The 19,764-nt window shown below is 41.7% G+C and carries 15 protein-coding genes; 1 reads left to right on the forward strand and 14 read right to left on the reverse strand.

The window, feature by feature from the left end:
- Nucleotides 1-266: 266 nt before the first annotated feature.
- From KBF71_02290 to pepN, 14 genes are all read right to left on the reverse strand, one after another.
- Nucleotides 267-1,394: a cell division protein FtsW gene (locus KBF71_02290; GenBank protein ID MBP9877147.1), complete on the reverse strand. Its 1,128-nt coding sequence runs from the start codon at nucleotides 1,392-1,394 to the stop codon at nucleotides 267-269.
- Entirely contained in the window at nucleotides 1,387-2,805 is a 1,419-nt protein-coding gene (locus tag KBF71_02295; GenBank protein MBP9877148.1) for a UDP-N-acetylmuramoyl-L-alanine--D-glutamate ligase, read from the reverse strand. The genes KBF71_02290 and KBF71_02295 overlap by 8 nt, the downstream gene beginning before the upstream one ends.
- An 11-nt stretch (nucleotides 2,806-2,816) precedes the next feature.
- Complete coding sequence (locus KBF71_02300; GenBank protein ID MBP9877149.1) at nucleotides 2,817-3,902, reverse strand: phospho-N-acetylmuramoyl-pentapeptide-transferase; 1,086 nt, start codon at nucleotides 3,900-3,902, stop codon at nucleotides 2,817-2,819.
- Nucleotides 3,892-5,346: a UDP-N-acetylmuramoyl-tripeptide--D-alanyl-D-alanine ligase gene (locus tag KBF71_02305; GenBank protein MBP9877150.1), complete on the reverse strand. Its 1,455-nt coding sequence runs from the start codon at nucleotides 5,344-5,346 to the stop codon at nucleotides 3,892-3,894. Before KBF71_02305 ends, KBF71_02300 begins: the two co-directional genes overlap by 11 nt.
- Entirely contained in the window at nucleotides 5,343-6,836 is a 1,494-nt protein-coding gene (locus tag KBF71_02310) for a UDP-N-acetylmuramoyl-L-alanyl-D-glutamate--2,6-diaminopimelate ligase (GenBank protein ID MBP9877151.1), read from the reverse strand. Before KBF71_02310 ends, KBF71_02305 begins: the two co-directional genes overlap by 4 nt.
- A gap of 56 nt (nucleotides 6,837-6,892) precedes the next feature.
- A complete protein-coding gene (locus KBF71_02315) occupies nucleotides 6,893-8,632 on the reverse strand; it encodes a penicillin-binding protein 2 (protein MBP9877152.1) in 1,740 nt (579 codons plus the stop codon).
- Nucleotides 8,629-8,958, reverse strand: coding sequence for a hypothetical protein (locus KBF71_02320; protein ID MBP9877153.1), 330 nt, complete (start codon nucleotides 8,956-8,958; stop codon nucleotides 8,629-8,631). The genes KBF71_02315 and KBF71_02320 overlap by 4 nt, the downstream gene beginning before the upstream one ends.
- Nucleotides 8,958-9,983: a 16S rRNA (cytosine(1402)-N(4))-methyltransferase RsmH gene (gene rsmH / locus KBF71_02325; GenBank protein ID MBP9877154.1), complete on the reverse strand. Its 1,026-nt coding sequence runs from the start codon at nucleotides 9,981-9,983 to the stop codon at nucleotides 8,958-8,960. Before rsmH ends, KBF71_02320 begins: the two co-directional genes overlap by 1 nt.
- Nucleotides 9,980-10,465: a division/cell wall cluster transcriptional repressor MraZ gene (locus KBF71_02330; protein MBP9877155.1), complete on the reverse strand. Its 486-nt coding sequence runs from the start codon at nucleotides 10,463-10,465 to the stop codon at nucleotides 9,980-9,982. The genes rsmH and KBF71_02330 overlap by 4 nt, the downstream gene beginning before the upstream one ends.
- A 658-nt stretch (nucleotides 10,466-11,123) precedes the next feature.
- On the reverse strand, nucleotides 11,124-11,492 hold the full coding sequence (locus tag KBF71_02335) for a global cell cycle regulator GcrA-like protein (protein ID MBP9877156.1): 369 nt from the start codon (nucleotides 11,490-11,492) through the stop codon (nucleotides 11,124-11,126).
- 223 nt (nucleotides 11,493-11,715) lie between these two features.
- Nucleotides 11,716-13,149 (reverse strand): AAA family ATPase, encoded by a 1,434-nt coding sequence (locus tag KBF71_02340; protein MBP9877157.1) that lies wholly within the window; start codon nucleotides 13,147-13,149, stop codon nucleotides 11,716-11,718.
- A 286-nt stretch (nucleotides 13,150-13,435) separates the two neighbouring features.
- Nucleotides 13,436-14,686, reverse strand: a complete 1,251-nt coding sequence (gene hemA / locus KBF71_02345) for a 5-aminolevulinate synthase (GenBank protein MBP9877158.1) — start codon at nucleotides 14,684-14,686, stop codon at nucleotides 13,436-13,438.
- Between the two features lie 68 nt (nucleotides 14,687-14,754).
- A complete protein-coding gene (locus tag KBF71_02350; GenBank protein MBP9877159.1) occupies nucleotides 14,755-16,155 on the reverse strand; it encodes an aminotransferase class III-fold pyridoxal phosphate-dependent enzyme in 1,401 nt (466 codons plus the stop codon).
- Between the two features lie 77 nt (nucleotides 16,156-16,232).
- Nucleotides 16,233-18,830: an aminopeptidase N gene (gene pepN / locus KBF71_02355; GenBank protein ID MBP9877160.1), complete on the reverse strand. Its 2,598-nt coding sequence runs from the start codon at nucleotides 18,828-18,830 to the stop codon at nucleotides 16,233-16,235.
- A gap of 131 nt (nucleotides 18,831-18,961) precedes the next feature.
- Here pepN and KBF71_02360 point away from each other — a divergent pair, with 131 nt between their 5' ends.
- Complete coding sequence (locus tag KBF71_02360) at nucleotides 18,962-19,630, forward strand: hypothetical protein (protein ID MBP9877161.1); 669 nt, start codon at nucleotides 18,962-18,964, stop codon at nucleotides 19,628-19,630.
- Nucleotides 19,631-19,764 lie beyond the last annotated feature (134 nt).

Consider the following 19,764-nt stretch of genomic DNA (forward strand, 5'->3'; position numbering starts at 1 on the left):
AATATATGAAACACCAAATTGCAAGGGATAATTTCAAAATAATACAAGCCACTGAAAAATAGAAATCTTGAGAACCGTCATTCAGAGCCACCTCCCTTAAGAGGTGGCGCCTGTCCCGCCGAAGCACGCAGTGCGTAGAAGGATGGAATCTCGTCATTATACCAATGATAACATTCTTTATTGATAAATCGTAGAGACTCCACGGGCTCTCTTCAGAGAGCCCTCTGAGTGACGATTTTCGAGCATTCTTAAACCTTAAACTGGCCTCACACCAAATGATCGGGCATATTCAGATTACGCTTCGTCAAACAAAGCATTGCTCCTGCACCAAAGCCTAGGGCTAGCATGGAAGATCCTCCGTATGAAATAAAGGGAAGCGTCATCCCTTTGGTCGGAATCATGTTCAAGGCTGATGCCATATTCACAAAAGCTTGCGTTCCGAACTGAATCAAAAGACCGCCCATGGCAAGGGTGATAAAATCATTCCTCTCTTTCATCACCTTCATAAACCCACGCAATAGCAAGGCCAGAAACAAGAAAACCAAGACAAGACACCAAATCAAACCAAACTCTTCTCCTGCAACTGAGAAGATAAAGTCAGCATGAGCATCTGGTAAATACATCTTAACCGTTCCCTGCCCTGGACCTGTGCCAAAAATATGGCCATTGATAAAGGCATCAAGCGATTGATCAATCTGATAATTATCACCAGCCGCCGGATCCAAAAAGCGATTGATACGACTCGAGAAGTGAGGAAAGAAAAAATAGGCCAACAGCGCCGAGACAGCTGCAATCGCGGCCAAAACAACCAGATAAATAATCGGAAGACCATTTAAAAAAATCTGCCCCATCCAGCTGGTGATTAAAAGAAAGCTCATCCCCATGTCAGGCTGCAGAATTAACAAAGCCAGGCAAACAAGAAAAAGCCCCGTTGCCAGATATTTCCCTGGAAAGAGCTTCTTTTTATTCTGATGCGCCAAAAGTGAAGCTGTCACAATAATGAAAAAAGGTTTCAAGAATTCTGATGGCTGAATTGAAAAACCACTAAAATGGAGCCATCTTTTCGCCCCTTTAATCTCAACGCCAAAAAATAAAGTCAGAACAAGCAGCACTAAAAAGACAAACAAAATCGGATAGCTTACTTTTTCTAGCTGAGAGGGCGATAATAAAGATGTGCCTAAAATCAACAAGAGCGTCGGAACCAGCATAAAAAAATGACGCTGCACAAAGTAGTACTGAGGCAATCCAATCCGAACAGCCACAGACGGACTCGCTGCCACAATCATAACAATTCCGTACAAGATCAAAGCCAGCAAAATGTAAAAAATGGTCCGATCAATTGTCCACCACCATCTTGCCAAAAAAGAGGTGTTGGTTCTTGAAAAACTAATCATAGATCACACCAACCTGTTTTTGACCAGCAAAGTGCTGCTGGACAAGATCCATAAAGTAATCACCCCGATGCTCAAAATTTTTGAATTGGTCAAAGGATGCACAGGCTGGTGATAACAGAATCGTTCCCCCTTCAAGACCTGCTTCTATCGCATCTTGTGAGGCTTGTAAAAAAGCTTCATCCAATGTGTTAAATCTTTCCACTGCAAGTTTTTTGGTCAGCCATGGCTCAAAAAGACCCGCTGACTCGCCATAAAGATAGGCTTTTTTGATCTTTGTGTAGAAGGGATCAAAGCAATCAAATGAGCTACTCTGATCGGATTTTGGAACACCGCCAATGAGCCAAAAGATAGAATCATAACAAGACAAAGCCTTAGAGGCTGCGTCCGGATTGGTTGCCTTGCTATCATTGATGATCTCAATGCGATTAATCTTTGTCACCAATTGCTGGCGATGTTTCAAGCCCGGAAATGACCGAATATGACTAATCACCTCAAAGGCTGGCAAGCCAAGCGCACGACAAGCAATATAGGCGGCTAGAGCATTTTGATGGTTATGTGCGCCTCTTAAAGCACTCATCTCATTAAAATCAGAACTAAATGGCTCTTGATTAGGTAACTCATCACAAAGCCATCCATCCCTCATCCTCGGCAAACCGTCATAGACCTGATTCACACACAAAGCATATACATTCTTTATTTTGCCAGATTGCGTAAATTGATCATAAATTGCTTTGGTTTCAGGCTCTTCAATGCCAATAATCGCGGCTCCATCCTTTTTGGTCATCTCAAATAGTTTCGCTTTAGCCTTGACATACTCTGCCATCGTTCCATGATGCGACAAATGATCTTCAGTGATATTCAAAAGAATTGAGACATCGGACTTCAAAAAACCACTCATCTCAAGCTGGTAGGATGAAAGTTCAAGCACATAAACACCATCAGCACCAAGTGGATCAAGCGTTAAGGCTGCTGTTCCCAAATTACCACCGCACGATGTCTTCAAACCACTTTGCTCCAAAATATGATGAATCAAAGCCGTTGTTGTTGATTTACCATTTGTCCCTGTAATGCATACATAGCGCGCCTGAGGTTGAGAGAGTGCCAGGATATCAATATCTGTTGCAATTACTGTTTGATGCGCATTCGCCTTTGTAATGAGCGGATGGATTTCTGGAAAATAAGCAGGTATGCCCGGGGACCAGAGTAAATAATCAATATCTGCAAAATCCGCCTCATACAAATTCACAAGCGGAATTTGAGCCTCAGCTGCTCTCAAGCGTGCTTCTTCCTGATCATCCCAAGCGCACAGCTGCGCATCAGCCTCACGCAAGGCTTTACAAATAGAAAGCCCCGTTACGCCTAGCCCCATCACGGCAACTTTTTTTGCTTTTAAAAATTGTGGAACGATCATCTGAGACTCTCTTACCTTAGCTTTAATGTTGAAAGACCAATAAGAGCGAGAATAACAGAAACAATCCAAAAACGAATCACAATTGTTGGCTCAGACCATCCTTTTTTCTCAAAATGGTGATGGAGAGGTGCCATTTTAAAAACACGTCTTCCCGTTAATTGAAAGGAAGCAACCTGAACCATCACTGAAACCGTCTCTAGAACAAAGAGTCCTCCGATAATCGCAAGAACAATCTCATGCTTTGTAATCACACTCATTGTTCCCAAAGCACCACCCAATGCCAAAGATCCCGTATCTCCCATAAATATAGATGCAGGAGGTGCATTAAACCATAAGAAACCAAGACCAGCTCCAATCAAAGCGCCACAAAAGACGGCAAGTTCACCTGTTCCAGGCACATGATGCAAATGCAAATAATCAGCAAAGATCAGGTTCCCGACTAAATATGAAATCAATCCAAAACAAGCAACCGATATAATCACAGGCACAACAGCCAACCCATCAAGGCCATCTGTTAAATTCACCGCATTGCTACTGCCTATAATGACCAAAACCGCAAAAGGGAAGTAGAAATAGCCCAAATTCAGTAATAGATCTTTGACAAACGGAAAGGCTAACTCCATCGACAAAGGCTCTTCCGTTGCAAAAACTGTTAAAGAAACAGCTACGGCTGAAATCAAGATTTGGTAAAAGAGCTTCTTTTTCCCAGAAAGACCTTTTGCATTTTTCTTTGTCAGCTTCAAATAGTCATCCATAAACCCAATAAACCCAAAGCCCATCGTGACCAAAGCAACCACCCAGAAATATAGGTTTGTCAAATCAATCCACAAAAGGCTCGAGACCATTGTTGAAAAAAGAATCATAAGCCCGCCCATTGTTGGCGTGCCCTTTTTCTGGAAATGACTCTCTGGTCCATCATCGCGAATCGGCTGACCATCCGTTTGCTTATAACGGAGATATCGAATCAACTTTGGACCGACATAAAAGCATAAAAGCAGTGACGTGACAATCGCACCACCCGTCCGAAAAGTAAGATATTTAAATAGCTGAAACAATGAAAATTCATTTGCAAGTGGAAAGAGAAAATTATAAAACATGGTTGGCCGTTACTTTCAAAGAAGAGGTTGAAGATTGAGTGCGATCATCTTGATTGTATGTCATTTTTATGAATTGTATAAGCTTTTCACGCAGCAATTTTAATTTCATCCCGGCTGAAGCTTTAAGTAAGAAAACATCACCTTCATGAATATCATTTTTAACTTGATCCCATAATTCATCAGCTGTTTTAGCATATGCCCCCTTCTGAGACACCGGTAATTCTTCATATAAGCCCTGCATCAATGGACCACAACAATAAATCCGATCAACTTTTGATGTGATTACTTCTCGCAAATCTCGATGCAAATTAGGCCCTTGATCACCCAATTCAAGCATGTCACCCAAAATGGCAATGCGTCTTTTCCCTGGCAAATGAGAAAAATGCGCCAATGATCCACGCATTGAAACGGGACCTGCATTATAACAATCGTCAATGACAGCGATATTCCCTGGCAAATTGATTTCCAACCCTCTGCCTTCAGCTGGCGCAACATGCTCGAGAGCCTTGATTCCTAGTAAAACATCCAAACTCAATACATCAAGAACAAGAAGAGCGGCAAGACTATTCAGCACCAAATGAGCGCCAGGCATCAAAAAATCATAAACATATTCTTTGCCCGCCATGCGTACAATCATCTCTGTTTTATCTGGTAGAATATTCGCCTTTTCAAGATAGGCATCTGCAAGATGTGTTGTCCCAAATGTCTTGACTTGTAAACCCTTTTCCATCGCCCTTTGGTGCAAAAGAGCAAAATACGAATTGTCGATGTTAAGAATCGCAAAACCGCCCTCTTTCATCCCATGAAAAATTTCAGCCTTTGCTTCCGCAATACCTGTGACTGACTCAAAAAATTCGAGATGCACTGCCTCAACATTTGTAATAATAGCAACATCAGGCCGCGCTAGGCGAGAGAGAAAATCAATCTCACCCTTATGATTCATACCCATTTCAAAAATAGCAATCTCTGCATTGCGAGGTAAGCGTGATAAGTTTAACGGAAGACCAATATCATTGTTAAAATTACCAATCGACCCATAGGTGAGCGCTTGATCTTTTAAAACTGTCGTGACCAAATTCTTTGTACTTGTTTTACCAACAGATCCTGTGATTGCAACAACTCTTGCCTTTGTTCTTGCACGCGCAGCTTCTGCCAATTTTTGCAAAGCCTTTAGCGAATCAGCAACCAGAATCGTTCGCTCCTTCAAATGAGCTGGAATCTTTGAGGCTTCATCAGCAATAAAATATATCGCCCCTTTTTGATTTGCCTCTTCCAGAAAATCATTGGCATTAAAGTTCGGCCCTTTAAGAGCAATGAATAAATCACCCGCCTTCAAGGCCCTTGTGTCAATCGACACACCCGTGACAACACCTGCATCGATAAGATTTGATGCAAAAACATCATTTAATTCTGAACAGGTCCATAGACTTGTATTTACACTCATTTTCTTACACCTATTGCCTCAAGGGTTTCATGAAGAGATGACACAATGTCTTTGGCAACAATCTTATCATCAAAAGGTAAAATTTCACCCTTGATAAGCTGACCTTGCTCATGACCTTTGCCTGCTATAATTAAAGTATCGCCAAGATGCAATTGCTTAATCCCATATTCAATTGCTGACCTGCGATCCCCGATCTCAATGCCTTTCGGACAATAATCCAGAATCATGCGCCTGATCATAGCCGGATCTTCTGACCTGGGATTGTCATCCGTTACAATCGCTATGTCTGCATATCGCTCAGCAGCCTTGCCCATCTCGATACGCCTATTTGGATCGCGATCGCCACCTGATCCAAAAACAACATAGAGTTTTCCAGTCGTAAAACTTTTTGCCTCTTTTAAAATTTCTACCAAAGCATCACCTGCATGAGCGTAATCTACAATAATGCGCGCACCATTGTGAGACTGAATCGGCTCCATCCGCCCTGGCACAGCCTCAATTTGCGGTACAACAGCGAGCACCTCGTCCAGCGAATAGGCCGAGGCCATACAGATCCCAATTGCTGCCATCAGGTTATAGGCCTGAAAATCACCAAAGCAAGGCAACAAAACAGACTTTGTTTCACCCTTAAAACGAAAGTCAACCAATAGACCCATTTGGTCTGGAGTGAGCTTCATGATTTGCAAATCAGCTCCGTGTCCACCATAGGTTTGGACCTGAACAGCTTGCTCTTCACACAGCTGAACAAGCGATGCCGCTCTTGCATCATCTTGATTGATCAGGCTCATTTTTAAAGTCTCTCTAAAATCAGTAAAGAGCCTTTGTTTTGCTGCAAAATAATCATCCATATCCCGGTGATAATCAAGATGATCTGGCGTCAAATTCGTGTAAGCAGCATAAGATACACGAGCGCCATGTAATCGATACTGATCAAGGCCATGCGATGATGCCTCAATCGCCATGTGATCAACACCCGCCTCTTTTGCCTGTCGCAGCACATCATGCAGCGTAATGGCATCAGGCGTTGTTAATTTCCCTGGAATAACCAGAGCCTTTGAATAAAAGCCAAGCGTACCCAAAAAGGCAGAAGGCAGACCCAGCTTTTCCCATATTTGATAGCAAAACCAAGCTGTTGACGTTTTGCCATTGGTTCCTGTCACTGCAGCAATATGCAGTGGTTGCAGCTCATAAAATCGCGCGGCCATTTGCGATAAATCATAGCGCGGATTCTTTGAGCGAATCACAATCTTTTCAATCTCAGCATTGGGTGCTTCATAGCCGTCATGAACCAAAATGATAGATGCACCAGCTTTCAATGCTGACTCACAAAATTGTGTCCCATCTTGCTCTGAGCCCTTCAGAGCAAAAAAGAGACTCCCGGGCGCTACTTTACGAGAATCAAGACAAAGGGACTTTATGTCAAGCGCTAAGAGGTTTTTAGCCGCTGCTTGATCTGTCAAGTCCAATAGTAATAAGTCTTTTAATTTCATCCTCTCGCCCCAATACCTTCATTATATCGAAAAAATACCACCTTTGGTGAAAAAATTTATTTTTTTGTTGGCATATTTTGCTGATACAGGACTTTGATCACTTTATTATCGTCAATTTGAGGCACAGTTTGCGGCGTTAAATCAAGGATTGGGCCAATTTTTTCAATGATCTTTTTAGCTGTTGGCGCAGCTACCCAACCACCGGTCGCAAAGCCATAAGTTTCCTTTTTCCCTTTTGGCGCATCAACCATGACCATAATCACATATTTTGGATCTTGAATCGGGAAAGCACCAATAAAGGAGGATACACGCTCGTCTTGCTTATATGATTTGCCGCCTGCTTTCAAAGCCGTCCCCGTTTTTCCGCCAACTGGGTAGCCCTTAACAGCAGCTGCTTTTGATGTTCCAAGATCAACAGATAGGCGCATAATATGGCGCATCATGTGCGATGTCTTTGTTGACATAACTTGTTCTCTATCCTCAGCTGCCAATTCATCATCTGATTTTTTTAAAATCGTTGGCTTGACTTTATAACCGCCATTCACAACTGTACTCACAGCTGTAATATGCTGCATTGGGGTTACTGCAATACCATATCCATAAGCAATGGTTGCACCATTGATTTCACGCCATGAGGATGGAATGAGCGGATGCGCATTTTCGAGCAATTCAATTGGAGATTGTTCAAGATAACCGAGCTTTTTAAAGTAGGATTTCTGTGTTTCAACACCCATTTTTTGACTAATCAAAACTGATCCGATGTTTGATGAGTACATATAAATCTCAGGCACATTCATCACGCGCGCTTTTGGGTAAAAGTCCTTAATGGTAAAACGGCCCATTTTAAGTGGCGCTCTTGCATCAAACTGATCTTCGATCTTCACTTTTCCTGATTCTAAAGCAATGGCCGTATTGATGATTTTGAAAGTTGATCCATGCTCATAGTCACCTTGCGTAATACGGTTAAAGAGTCGATCTTCTTCACCTTTTCTCGCAGGCGTATGTGGATTGAAATCTGGTAGAGAAACCATAGAAAGCACTTCACCCGTATCTGAATCCATAATGGCTGCCATGCCGCCAATCGCATCGAACTGCGCAATAGTATCTTCCAATTCTTGATGAACAATATTTTGCAATCTCACATCAACGGATAACTGTATCGGCTTATCACCCTCATCGATCAAAGGCTCAAAAGCGCGCTCTGCACCCAAAAGTCCATGCCCATCCACATCCGTAAATCCAACAAGATGCGCCAATGTTTTACCGAATGGATAGAGCCTTTTTTGTTCAAGCTTAAAGTCGAGTCCCGGAAGGCCAAGCTTATGGAGCCTATAGTGCTCTTCAGGTGTAATATTACGCTTTAACCAGAAGAATCTCTTTTCGCTCTTCAAATTTTGAGTCAATGATTCCTTTGGCACATCAGGCAAAATATAATGAATTTTTTCAGCAGCTTGATCAGCATCTAAGATGAATTTTGGATCAATATAAGCAGAGGCTGTTTCAATACTCGTTGCCAGAATATGTCCATTTCTGTCGAGAATATTGCTCTTCATTGTCAATTGTTCGGCCTGTTCAGGCTCATGGTAATCCAAAAACTTAGGACTTGTGAAGGCCATTGTTTGGAAAAGCCGAATGGTGATGAACATAAAAAAGAGCGTAAAGCAAGTGCCGAGAAACATAAGACGGCCCTTGTATTTTTTATTCTCACGATAGAATGATGGCGCCTCTTGTGGGACCTTTTGAGCTGGCCCTGAACGCACTGTCATCCGATTGATCTTGATCTGATTTCTTTTCATTGAGATGCCCCTTCTGATGCAGAAGCCAAAGGAATCTCAATGCTTGAAGAAGCCGACTTCAACGGGATATCATTCAAAGACTTAATCTGTGTATTCATTGTTGGTTTCATTTGTAAAAATTTTTCTGTCAAAGCTTTCAGACGCTCAGGATCATTCAGATGCATCCACTCAGCTTGCAATAAGCGATAGGTTTCTTTTTCTGCCTTAATGGCCTTTTGTAACTGAACTTTTGTTTGCTCAAGCTCATGAACCTTATAACTTGTCTGGAACAAAAAGCTCGCAAGACCAACCCCTAGAATGACAAATAAAAAGAAAAGCCGTACCATTATGCAGCCTCCCTCATATGAACCATCTCAGCTGCCCGCAATTTGGCTGAGCGAGCGCGTGGATTCACTAACAATTCACCCTCACTGGCTTTGATAGCCTTTTTAGTGATCGTGACCAAAGGAAAGGATTTTTGATCATGATGCGCAAAAGGAACATGCCGTGACGGATTGGGCATATCGCCACTCTGAACTCTCATAAAATTCTTCACAATGCGATCTTCAAGTGAATGGAACGTCACCACAACAAGACGCCCTGCCTTTGAGAGCACATTTAAGGATTCATCTAAAACTGTCTCTAATTCATCCAATTCATGATTGACTGCAATTCTAAGCGCTTGAAATGAGCGTGTTGCAGGGTGAATCTGATCAGGACGCGGCGCACGCCCACGGATGAGAACGGAACAAATCAAATCTGATAATTCAGTTGTCGTCTCAAAAGGCTTGATCATGCGACGCTCAACCATGCGCTTTGCTAAAATGCGAGACTTTTTCTCTTCGCCATATTGATACAAAACATTCGCAAGCTCTTCTTCAGGCAATGAATTCACCAAATCTGCAGCACTCGGCCCAGATTTTTCCATCCGCATATCAAGGGGCGCTTCTGCCGTAAAGGAAAAACCACGACTCTTATCATCAAGCTGCGGCGATGAAACGCCAATATCAAGGACAACACCATCTACTTTTGTTTGATCTGCTTGTTTTAAATTACGTAAGCCTTGAGCAATATTTTGCGCCAAGTCTGAAAAACGACCTTCAATCATGGTAAAGCGACCTGCATAGGTCGGATCATTTTCCATATCTTGACCACATTTGACAGCATCAGGATCGCGATCAATCGCAATCACTCTGGTACCTTTCACATCAAGGATAGCTCTGGAATAGCCTCCACGACCAAAGGTCGCATCAACATAAACGCCATCTTGACGCGGGTTTAGATACAATAGCATCTCTTGAAGGAGGACAGGGATGTGCTCCTGATTCTTATTCTTATTATTGGTCTTATTATTCTTATTTATGTTACTCATCCCTGACCACCTTTCCCCGATCCATTCGAGAAAGATGGAATTTGGCTAAGTCGCAAGCCACGTTTTTTCGCCTGCTCTCTTGCCATATCTTGGTATTCTTTCAGACGCGCCGGTTCCCAAATTTGGAAAGTGTTCGAGCGCCCTACAAAGGCAACCTGTTCTGCAATTCCTGCAAATTCAATCATTTCAGCTGGCAGAATAATCCGACCCTCTGTATCAAAAGACAATTGAACGGATCCACCAAAAATTGTTGTTGCAATCAGGTCTTTTTCTTCTGGATCAATATCAAGCTTATCCAGATTCTCACTCAAAGTTTGCATATGAGATAAAGTGCAAGCTTCTAGCGCTTCATGATGAAGAGACCGAAAAACAATAACCCCTTGGAAATCGTTTGCTGGCAAGGCTGATCGAAAGGAGGCCGGTACAGAGACACGCCCCTTCTTATCAATCTTATTGTTATATGTTGAGAGAAATAAAGTCATTTCCCTGCCTTCCCATCTATTTGTCCTTTTTAGCGCCACGAAATTGATCAATTTGGAATTTTATGGTTATTTATGGGATATCATGGTTTCTTATGGACTGTCAATGGAATTTTATGATCATTTTGAGTTTTTTCACTCAAGCGACTCTAAATGCAACAGGTGTCATTATTTTCATCCCTGCGACCTGTCCATCCGAAGCCACAATCGCCTCGAAGCGTAGCGAAGACGGATGGTGTAGGGGGAAGGCAGGGATCCATGGACACCTCCGCGGGTGTGACAAAGTGGAGTGCAGTCTTGCAGAATTCAACATCAGTCATCCCGAACTGACCGTATGCTACCCTGAACTGACCGTATGCTACCCTGAACTGACCGTATGTCACCCTGAACTTGTTTCAGGGTCTCATCATCATTGCAGTAGATGCTGAAATAAATTCAGAATAACAAGAAAAGGCTGAGCGCCAACAAACAAAAAAGACGCTCAAAAGAGCGTCTTTTTTAAATTCAGAAATAGACTTTGGCATTACACCAAACACCAGATAAAATTATACTATGAACGAGGAGTGCAGTGTAGTTCACCTACATAAACGACGAGTGACCTGTCCACCGAAGCACACAGTGCGTAGGAGGAAGCAGTAGAATTTTAAAATGGTGTTTGGTATTAAGCATTGACCAATCTTAGATCGTCCACCATACGGCGTTTTGAGATTGGTTGATAGGCCTTTGCTGCATGTTCTGGGCAGTAGGGCAATTTCTCATGCGCCGGATGACCACAGAAATGAAACTCACAATCGCGCGGATCGCCAATCGGCCATTTACATTTTTTATCAGCAATACTAATGATGGTTGAAACCGGAGATGAAATACGTCTGACTTCTTTTTTCGCCCTGATGGAAAGACCAAGACGATGCGCCTTACCTATCACTGCATTTCGTGAGACCTCTCCGATTGCTTCTGCAATCTCACTTGCGCTCATGCCCTTGCCCCAAAGTTCTTTTAGTTTTTCAACACGTTCATCAGTCCAGCTCATTGAGTCCCCCTTTTTTGTTTTAATTGTAAAGATTTAGACTTAAAAAAAAGTAAACGTATTAACCGAAATCCAACTCATTCACACAAGATTTGGTCAAGAATAAAAAAACAATACAACATCTAGATATAAAATAAAAGCATAAAATAAAAAAATTAATAAATACAGTTAACTAGTATTAATAGAATTTTGACACTGAAAAAGTATTTGAGCTTCTTTTTATCCCTTAGGGCGCTAGAAATTCTCCAAAATCAATTATTTTGGCAAAATACCCACTATCTTCAACCCGGTCACTAACGCCATTGACGTGAATCAAAACGGGCCAGTAGGAGAATCCACGAGGTAGCTTTAATCTAGAAAGCCGCTCTTCCATTTCTTGAATAATATCAAGACCAACCTCATTCTTAGAAAATTTAATTTCGCAAACAAACAGATTATTAAATTTCGTTTGAATCATATAGTCAACCTGACACCCTCTCTTAGTCGATGTTTTTCTTTGAAAATACGGATTATCGATCACAATATCCTCAGGCCGAATATGCATTTTTTTTTGAATTAAGGACCGATTGTGTAGCACTAAATTTTGAAACTGCAAACCCATCATTGCATTCCACCCCGGCATATTATACAGGGATTGCTCTGTCATTCTGCCTGCCTCAATCAAGGGCAAATTTGGCTCGATAGATTTAAGATAAAAGCGCACATAATTATCGCTCAAACGGAATCGACTCAGGAAAGAGGGCTTTCCTGTCTTTGCGCTCCAAGTATAATCCCTTGATAAAAAGCTTGCCTTGACTAAATCTTCCAAATATGAACTGATCAACCCAGTCCTGCCAACTTCTAAGACATCGCAGATTGTTTGTATATCAGCAGGTCCATCAACTAAACAATTGATAATGTCCTTATATATTTTACTCCGACTTGAAAATAAATCTGAAAATACTTTTTCAAATTCATTTGTTAGAAGGCCGCCTTTTTTGAAGCAAAGCTGTTTTATATTAAATTCAGCAGGTTGACTTGGGTCAATCTCCTCGAGATATCTCGGAACACCGCCTGTCACAGAAAGAATCTTCAGCTTCTCATAGGCAGAAATTCTCGCACCCGATTTATTCCAGAACTTATTACAATCTTGCAAACTCAGCTCCTCCAAACCAAGAGTAAAAGATATTCTGCCCAAGAAAGCCGTACTTGATAAAATATTCTCATCAATCCATGAAGAAACTGATCCACACAGGATTAAAATAAGTTGGTTGTTTTTCTTGAAGGACTGATCCCATGCACTCTTAAGTTTCCCAAGAAAATTAGGATCCTTTGAACCCATCCATGATATTTCATCAAGCGAAATCACAACTTTCCCTTTTTGAGTTTGCTGGGCAAGAAAGTAAAATAAATCACTCCAATCATCCCCTTTGAGAGGCGGGGTCTTGAATATACGACTCAACTGCAAACTAAAATCATCACGCTGATCCTGAGCTGTCGTATCTGAAGTGGGGGGAAGACCAATAAAACTGAGCATTTTCAGATTCTTCCCAAACTCCTCAATAAGGCGACTTTTTCCAATGCGTCGCCGACCTTTAATAACAATCAGGCTTGCCGTTTTCTTATGCAGAAATCGCTTCATCTCCTCGAGTTCCGTCTCACGCCCTATGAAATTTGTCATTTACCACCCTCACATGATTCTACTAAGAATTAAGTATATGCGATTCTTAGTAGAAAAATCTAGTCAAAATTTCTACTAAGAATTCACTTTGTGCAATTTTTAGTATTTTGACTACCATCATCAATCATTTTAACCCTGCTAAAATGATTGACTAGTAAGATTAACCCTGCTCATCTTACTGAACAGTAAAATAAGCAGGGTTAAAATGATTAGCTCACGTTTACGTCAAGAACTTAAACGACAAATCCATTTGTCTGATTTAACCTGATATTGGGTTTTAAGCGAATCACGCTGCCTTCAGCAGGCCATGAATATCCAGCTCAGCCCAGACTTTTTGGAGTGAGGCCACCAGATGATCCATCATCGCATCATCATGAAAGGGCGTTGGGGTGAAACGCAAACGCTCTGTTCCGCGCGGAACAGTTGGGTAATTAATCGGCTGCACATAAATATGATGCTCACGAATCAAGAGATCGCTCGCTCTTTTACACAAAACCGGATCGCCAACCAATAAAGGAATGATGTGCGAGTCTGATGGCATCATCGGCAGGCCAGCTTTTTCAAACATGCCTTTTAACTTTGTAACACGCTCTTGGTGTCTTGTTCGTTCTTCTTGGCTATTCTTTAAGTGCTGAATACTGGCTTTTGCACCAGCTGTAATGGCTGGCGGCAAGGCTGTGGTAAAAATAAACTCTGGCGCAAACGACCGGATACAATCGATTAATGTTCTGCTGCCTGCGATATAACCGCCCATAACGCCAAAGGCTTTACCGAGCGTTCCTTCAATGATATCAATACGATCAAGACAGCTATCTCTTTCTGCAACACCAGCCCCTCTGTCACCGTACATACCAACGGCATGAACCTCATCAAGATATGTCATGGCATTGTATTTTTGAGCCAAATCGCAAATGGCAGCAATAGGCGCAATATCACCATCCATGGAATAGACAGATTCAAAAGCAATGATTTTAGGCTGATTGATATCGACCATTTTCAAAAGCTGCTCTAAGTGGTCAAGATCATTGTGCTTGAATATATGCTTTTCAGCGTTCGAATAGCGAATCCCAAAGATCATGGAGGCATGATTCAGCTCATCCGAAAAAATCACACAATTCGATAAAAGCCGTGGCAGTGTTGAAAGAGCTGCTTGATTGGCAATATAGCCTGATGTAAAAACAAGAGCTGCTTCTTTCTGATGAAGATCAGCCAATTCAGCTTCAAGCTCAACATGAGAATTATTTGTTCCTGAGATATTACGCGTACCGCCTGCTCCTGCTCCTGATCGATTGATTGCATTGATCATAGCTTCGAGTACCATTGGATGACGGCCCATTCCCAGATAATCATTCCCACACCAAATGACGATTTCTTGGTTTGTTGGGAGCGTTAGCTGGTTTTCGAAATCAAAATTGCCGCCATGACAGAGAGCTGCAGGGAAATTCTGTGCATTTCTCTCCAGATTTGTAAAGACGCGATAACGTCCTTCATTCCGGATTTCTTTGATTTTTTCTTCGAGAAGCGTCTGGTAATTCATATAACCCTGCCTTATTCTTTATTTTTCTTTCTATATTCTAAGAATTAAAACACAAATAACAAGCGAAATTATAGTGAACCTTCTTTTTTTAAGTCAGCATAAACTTCATCTAAAGCAGCGCTTAGCGCAGCTGTTAGGATATTCAGCTCATCTGGCGTTATAATCAATGGCGGAGAAATGCCAATGACATCTCCCATAGCACGTAAAATGACACCTCTTTTATGACATGCCTCAAAGACTCTACGTCCAACATATTGGCTTGGTGCAAACTCTTCTTTAGTCTTTTTATTTTTAACAAGCTCAACGCCAGCAATCAGGCCTACGCCTCTTACATTGCCGACAAGAGGATGCTCTGCAAGCTTATGAACAGCAGTCATCAAAACAGGTGATACTTTTTTGACATGATCCACAATGTTCAATTCATGGTAAATATTCAAATTCTCAAGAGCCAGAGCCGCGCAAACAGGATGGCCAGAATAGGTATACCCATGCGCTAAAGTGCCATGTTTTTGAGAAAGATCAGCCACAGCCTGATAGATTGAATCAGAAATGACAGTTGCTGACAAAGGCAAGTATCCTGAGGTTATGCCCTTGGCAAGCGTCATGATGTCGGGCTCAATATTGAATGTGTTCGATCCAAACCATTCACCCGTCCGACCAAAAGCACACACAACTTCATCAGCCACCATCAAAACATCATATTTTTTAAGAACCTTCTGGACCTTTTCAAAATAACCTTTAGGCGGATAAAAAACACCCCCTGCTCCAATGATAGGCTCAGCAAAAAAGGCAGCCACTGTTTCAGGACCTTCTTTTAAGATGAGATCTTCAATTTCTTTCGCAAGACGTGAGGCAAATTCTTCTTCACTTTCACCATCAAGACCGTAGCGATAGTAATGTGGACAAGTCACATGATTAATTTGCGGCAATGGCAAATCAAAATCCATATGCAAATGAGGCAGGCCCGTAAGGCTTGCAGCGCCGATTGTAACACCATGATAAGACTTAAGACGTGCGATGATTTTCTTTTTCTTTGGGCGACCCATGGCATTATTATAATACCAGATCATTTTGATGGCTGTATCATTTGCCTCTGAGCCTGAATTGGCATAGAAGATTTTAGGATTTTTAATGGGCAAAATTGCTCTCAACGCATGAGTCAGCTCAATAACTGGCATTGTTGACTTATGTGTAAAGTTATGGAAATACGACAATTTTCTGAGCTGATCAGCCGCTACTTGTGCAAGACGCTCATTTCCAAAGCCAAGATTGGTGCACCAGAGGCCTGCCATCCCTTCAAGATATTTATTCCCATCCACATCCCAAACATAACAGCCTTGACCGCGCTCAATAATTATTGCCCCTTTTTGTTCCTGAGCTCTTAAATTCGTAAAAGGATGAATGAAATCTCTATCAGCAGAGAGAATCTCTTCTTTATCCAGTTCGAATACATTGAGCGGGTATGACATTAAGACACCTTTCTTATTTTGATATTATTATTGTCCCTCTTTTTCATCCAAAAGTCAAATCGGAGCGGTATTTTACTCTATACAACATCTCGCTCTAGACTTTTGCTGACAATCTCATAGAGCTCTTTTGAAAGGTTTTGACTGGTCAAAATTCTTTCAAGCGCACGACACATATGAGCTGAGCGCACGTCATCATATTGACGCCAGCGAATGAGTGGACTCACAAGACGCACCGCTGGATGAGGATTAAACTGATTGATCGCGATAATTTGATCCGCCACGAAATTATACCCTTCGCCTGACACATGATGAAAGTGGGCATGATTATTCGCAGCAAACATGAGTAAAAGTGCATAGACTTTGTTCGGATTTTTTGCATCAAACCCTTGGTGTTCCGTCAATTTTTTAACAGTGGCAAAGGCATCGGAACGATTAGACAAAGCCTGCAATGAGAGCCATTTATTCACAACCAATGGATTGCTTTGCCATTTTGTATAAAACTCATCAAAAATCTCATCTCTCAATGCCGTATCACTGACATCAGCGATTGGGGCAAGGCCTCCGATAATATCCGTCATGAGCGGATGGGTACGAACTTGTTTCACACAAAGATCAATAGCCTCTGACTTTTCAGTCATGGCCATAAATGAAAGGCACATGTTCTTAAGAGCTCTTCTGCTTCTTTCAATACCCTCAAGCTGATCGAGATGACGATTCAAGCCTTGATAGATCTCCATGAAAGTATCATAGAAATGATGCGCAATTGAGCGTCTTAAAGCTTGACGCGCCTCGTGATTTTCATCCACCTTGATCGGTTGTTGATCAAGACCAAGCACTGTTTCTGATGGCAAAGACAGTAACTCTTTCTTCATCGCAGGATCAATCTTCGTATCCATTAAAATAGAGTCGATCGTCTCAGCCAGCAAGGGCTGCAATGGACCTTTCATTGACTCCATCATCACATGGGTCATGAGTCTTTGACCATTTTCCCAGCGATTGAAATCATCCTGATCATGCGCTGCCAGAAAAGCAACATCCTCAAGTGACTGATCAAATCGCAATTTAATTGGCGCTGAAAATCCTCTGAACAGAGACGCTTTTGGCTTTTCGGATATATTCTCAAACTTCAACTGAGCTTGTTCTGTCTCAAAAAGGAAAACTGAAGGTTGCCCTGATAAGGACATCTCTTTTCCCTTTTTGTCTAAAAGCGCAAATGACATCGGCAGCGTCAAAGGCTCTTTCTGCGGCTGGGTTTGCGACGGTTTTGTATATTGCCTTAGGTGCAATTGATATGTTCTTGCAGAAGGATCATATGATTCAGTCACAGTCACTTCTGGCGTTCCAGATTGTGAATACCATTTTCTGAAATGATCAAGGTTGATACCGCTTGCATCTTGCATCGCTGATACAAAATCATCACATGTCACGGCCTGTCCGTCATGACGGCGGAAATAAAGATCTGTTCCCATCCGGTACTTTTCAGGACCCAGAATTGTATTCATCATCCGGATGACTTCCGATCCCTTTTCATAAACGGTCGGGGTGTAGAAATTATCGATCTGAATATAATGATCTGGTCGAATGGGATGAGACATCGGCCCTGCATCTTCTGGAAATTGCGCTTGTCTCAAGGTTTTAACTTGCTGAATGCGCTCAACGCCATGACTATTCATATCAGCCGTAAAACAATGATCTCTGTAAACAGTGAGTCCTTCTTTCAAACTCAACTGGAACCAATCGCGGCATGTGATTCGATTTCCTGTCCAATTGTGAAAATATTCATGTGATACAACAATTTCAACACCCTTGTAATCATCGTCAGTTGCTGTTGCTGGATCCACAAGAATATATTTGCTATTGAAAATATTAAGACTCTTGTTTTCCATTGCGCCCATATTGAAATCAGACACAGCGACAATGTTGAAGATGCTTAAATCATATTCACAACCATATTGCTCTTCATCCCACTTCATGGATCTTTTCAAACAATCCATTGCATAGACGCATTTGCTTGCCTGCCCGCGTTCTGCATAAATATGCAGATCCACATGACGACCTGACATGGTTTTGAAGGAATCAGAATGACAATCAAGATCACCTGCAACCAGGGCAAAAAGATAACAAGGCTTTGGGAATGGATCATTCCATACGGCTTCATGTCTGTTATTCTCAAGCGATTTTGCCTCAATCAAATTTCCATTTGAAAGCAATACAGGATATTTTTTATGATCCGCCTCAATACGCACCGTGTAAGTCGAGAGAATATCAGGCCTATCAATAAAATAAGTGATATTCCTAAAGCCTTCAGCTTCACATTGCGTACAAAAAATCTCATTCGATTGATATAGGCCCTTGAGTTCAAGATTCTTGCGCGGATAAATTTTGGTCGCAATATACAAATCAAACGCATCTGGCGTCTTTTGAATCATCAAAGAGTCTTCATTTTGGATATGCTCAACCTTTTCACCATTGAGAGAAATAGATAAAAGAGTAAGCCCTTCGCCATCTAAAATGAGAGGTTCCGCATGAGCACCATTGCGAACAATAGACAAATGACTATGAACAATGGCATGTTCTTCATAGAGCTCGATATTCAAATCAATTTTCGGAATCAGGAAACGAGGTACGCTATAATCCTTTAAATATTTTGTTTTTGGTTTTTCTGCTGAATACACGATGATTTTCCTTATAAAATGTGATATTTCATCCTACCTGATGAGAGGCAAAGAAAAAATTAAAAATTGAAAAAACATTTTAACTTTCCAATTAAATCGCTTAACCTTATAGCCTTAAAGGGGAGAAATCAATGCCAAAAAATATCACGCGATCTGAACAGCCTACCTTTACTTTATCAGACAACCCTCTCTTACAGTTGCTCGTGGCACCGCATGGCTTTTCACGTATGGTCAAACGTCTTGATCTTAAAAGCTATTTTCATCTATCTCTTACCTGCAGGCAGGCACGAGAGACTTGTTCTGTTTTCAAAACATCCTTCGGTCAAATATGGGCAGACATCCTCGCTCTCAATACAGACGTGATTCCGCCCTTATCTTTCATCACATCCTTAACAATAAATGCCAAAAACTTTCATGGTCAGAACTTGAATATGGGAAAGTACATCCTGCCTTTTGGGCAAATCACCTCCTTAAAAATTGTGGGTTTTTATGTTGCTGGAGGGCATTTGCTGGAATATGTACATGCATGTTTTTCTAAGCTTGAAAACCTCCATTTCAAAAGCTGCACTCATTTTAAACAAGAGGAACTCATATGTCTTACATACCTAGAGCATCTCAAGAAATTAACCTTTATCGACGATGAAGATGTCAGCACGCTGAGAGTGAGCCAATTTCTAGCTCTTTTTGAAGAGAGTGAAATACCAAGTGAAGAGATCTATGTAAAGCTATTAACGACAAGCCCCAAAAGTGGCCGCAAGGCGACGCAGTGCTATCAAAAGAAAGTCAAAGATTGTGAGTGAGAGATAGCTAGGAAATCCCTGTATAATAAAATTTAAGTAGGATTTGAGAAACCGTCATATATGGACGCCTATGATAAAGCAAGGAGAAACGTCATTGCGAGCTCTCATGTCTGAGCCAAGGGCGATGACATGAC

This window comes from Alphaproteobacteria bacterium, from assembly GCA_018063245.1.
Lineage (GTDB): Bacteria > Pseudomonadota > Alphaproteobacteria > JAGPBS01 > JAGPBS01 > JAGPBS01.

Excerpts from the sequence above, each read along its gene's own strand:
- KBF71_02295 (MBP9877148.1), bottom strand. The coding sequence starts at position 2,805 with ATGATCGTTCCACAATTTTTAAAAGCAAAAAAAGTTGCCGTGATGGGG.
- KBF71_02350 (MBP9877159.1), bottom strand. The coding sequence starts at position 16,155 with ATGTCATACCCGCTCAATGTATTCGAACTGGATAAAGAAGAGATTCTC.
- KBF71_02310 (MBP9877151.1), bottom strand. The coding sequence starts at position 6,836 with ATGAAATTAAAAGACTTATTACTATTGGACTTGACAGATCAAGCAGCG.
- KBF71_02330 (MBP9877155.1), bottom strand. The coding sequence starts at position 10,465 with ATGACTTTATTTCTCTCAACATATAACAATAAGATTGATAAGAAGGGG.
- KBF71_02290 (MBP9877147.1), bottom strand. The coding sequence starts at position 1,394 with ATGATTAGTTTTTCAAGAACCAACACCTCTTTTTTGGCAAGATGGTGG.
- KBF71_02340 (MBP9877157.1), bottom strand. The coding sequence starts at position 13,149 with ATGACAAATTTCATAGGGCGTGAGACGGAACTCGAGGAGATGAAGCGA.
- KBF71_02360 (MBP9877161.1), top strand. The coding sequence starts at position 18,962 with ATGCCAAAAAATATCACGCGATCTGAACAGCCTACCTTTACTTTATCA.
- KBF71_02300 (MBP9877149.1), bottom strand. The coding sequence starts at position 3,902 with ATGTTTTATAATTTTCTCTTTCCACTTGCAAATGAATTTTCATTGTTT.
- KBF71_02315 (MBP9877152.1), bottom strand. The coding sequence starts at position 8,632 with ATGAAAAGAAATCAGATCAAGATCAATCGGATGACAGTGCGTTCAGGG.
- KBF71_02335 (MBP9877156.1), bottom strand. The coding sequence starts at position 11,492 with ATGAGCTGGACTGATGAACGTGTTGAAAAACTAAAAGAACTTTGGGGC.
- rsmH (MBP9877154.1), bottom strand. The coding sequence starts at position 9,983 with ATGAGTAACATAAATAAGAATAATAAGACCAATAATAAGAATAAGAAT.
- hemA (MBP9877158.1), bottom strand. The coding sequence starts at position 14,686 with ATGAATTACCAGACGCTTCTCGAAGAAAAAATCAAAGAAATCCGGAAT.
- KBF71_02305 (MBP9877150.1), bottom strand. The coding sequence starts at position 5,346 with ATGAGTGTAAATACAAGTCTATGGACCTGTTCAGAATTAAATGATGTT.
- KBF71_02320 (MBP9877153.1), bottom strand. The coding sequence starts at position 8,958 with ATGGTACGGCTTTTCTTTTTATTTGTCATTCTAGGGGTTGGTCTTGCG.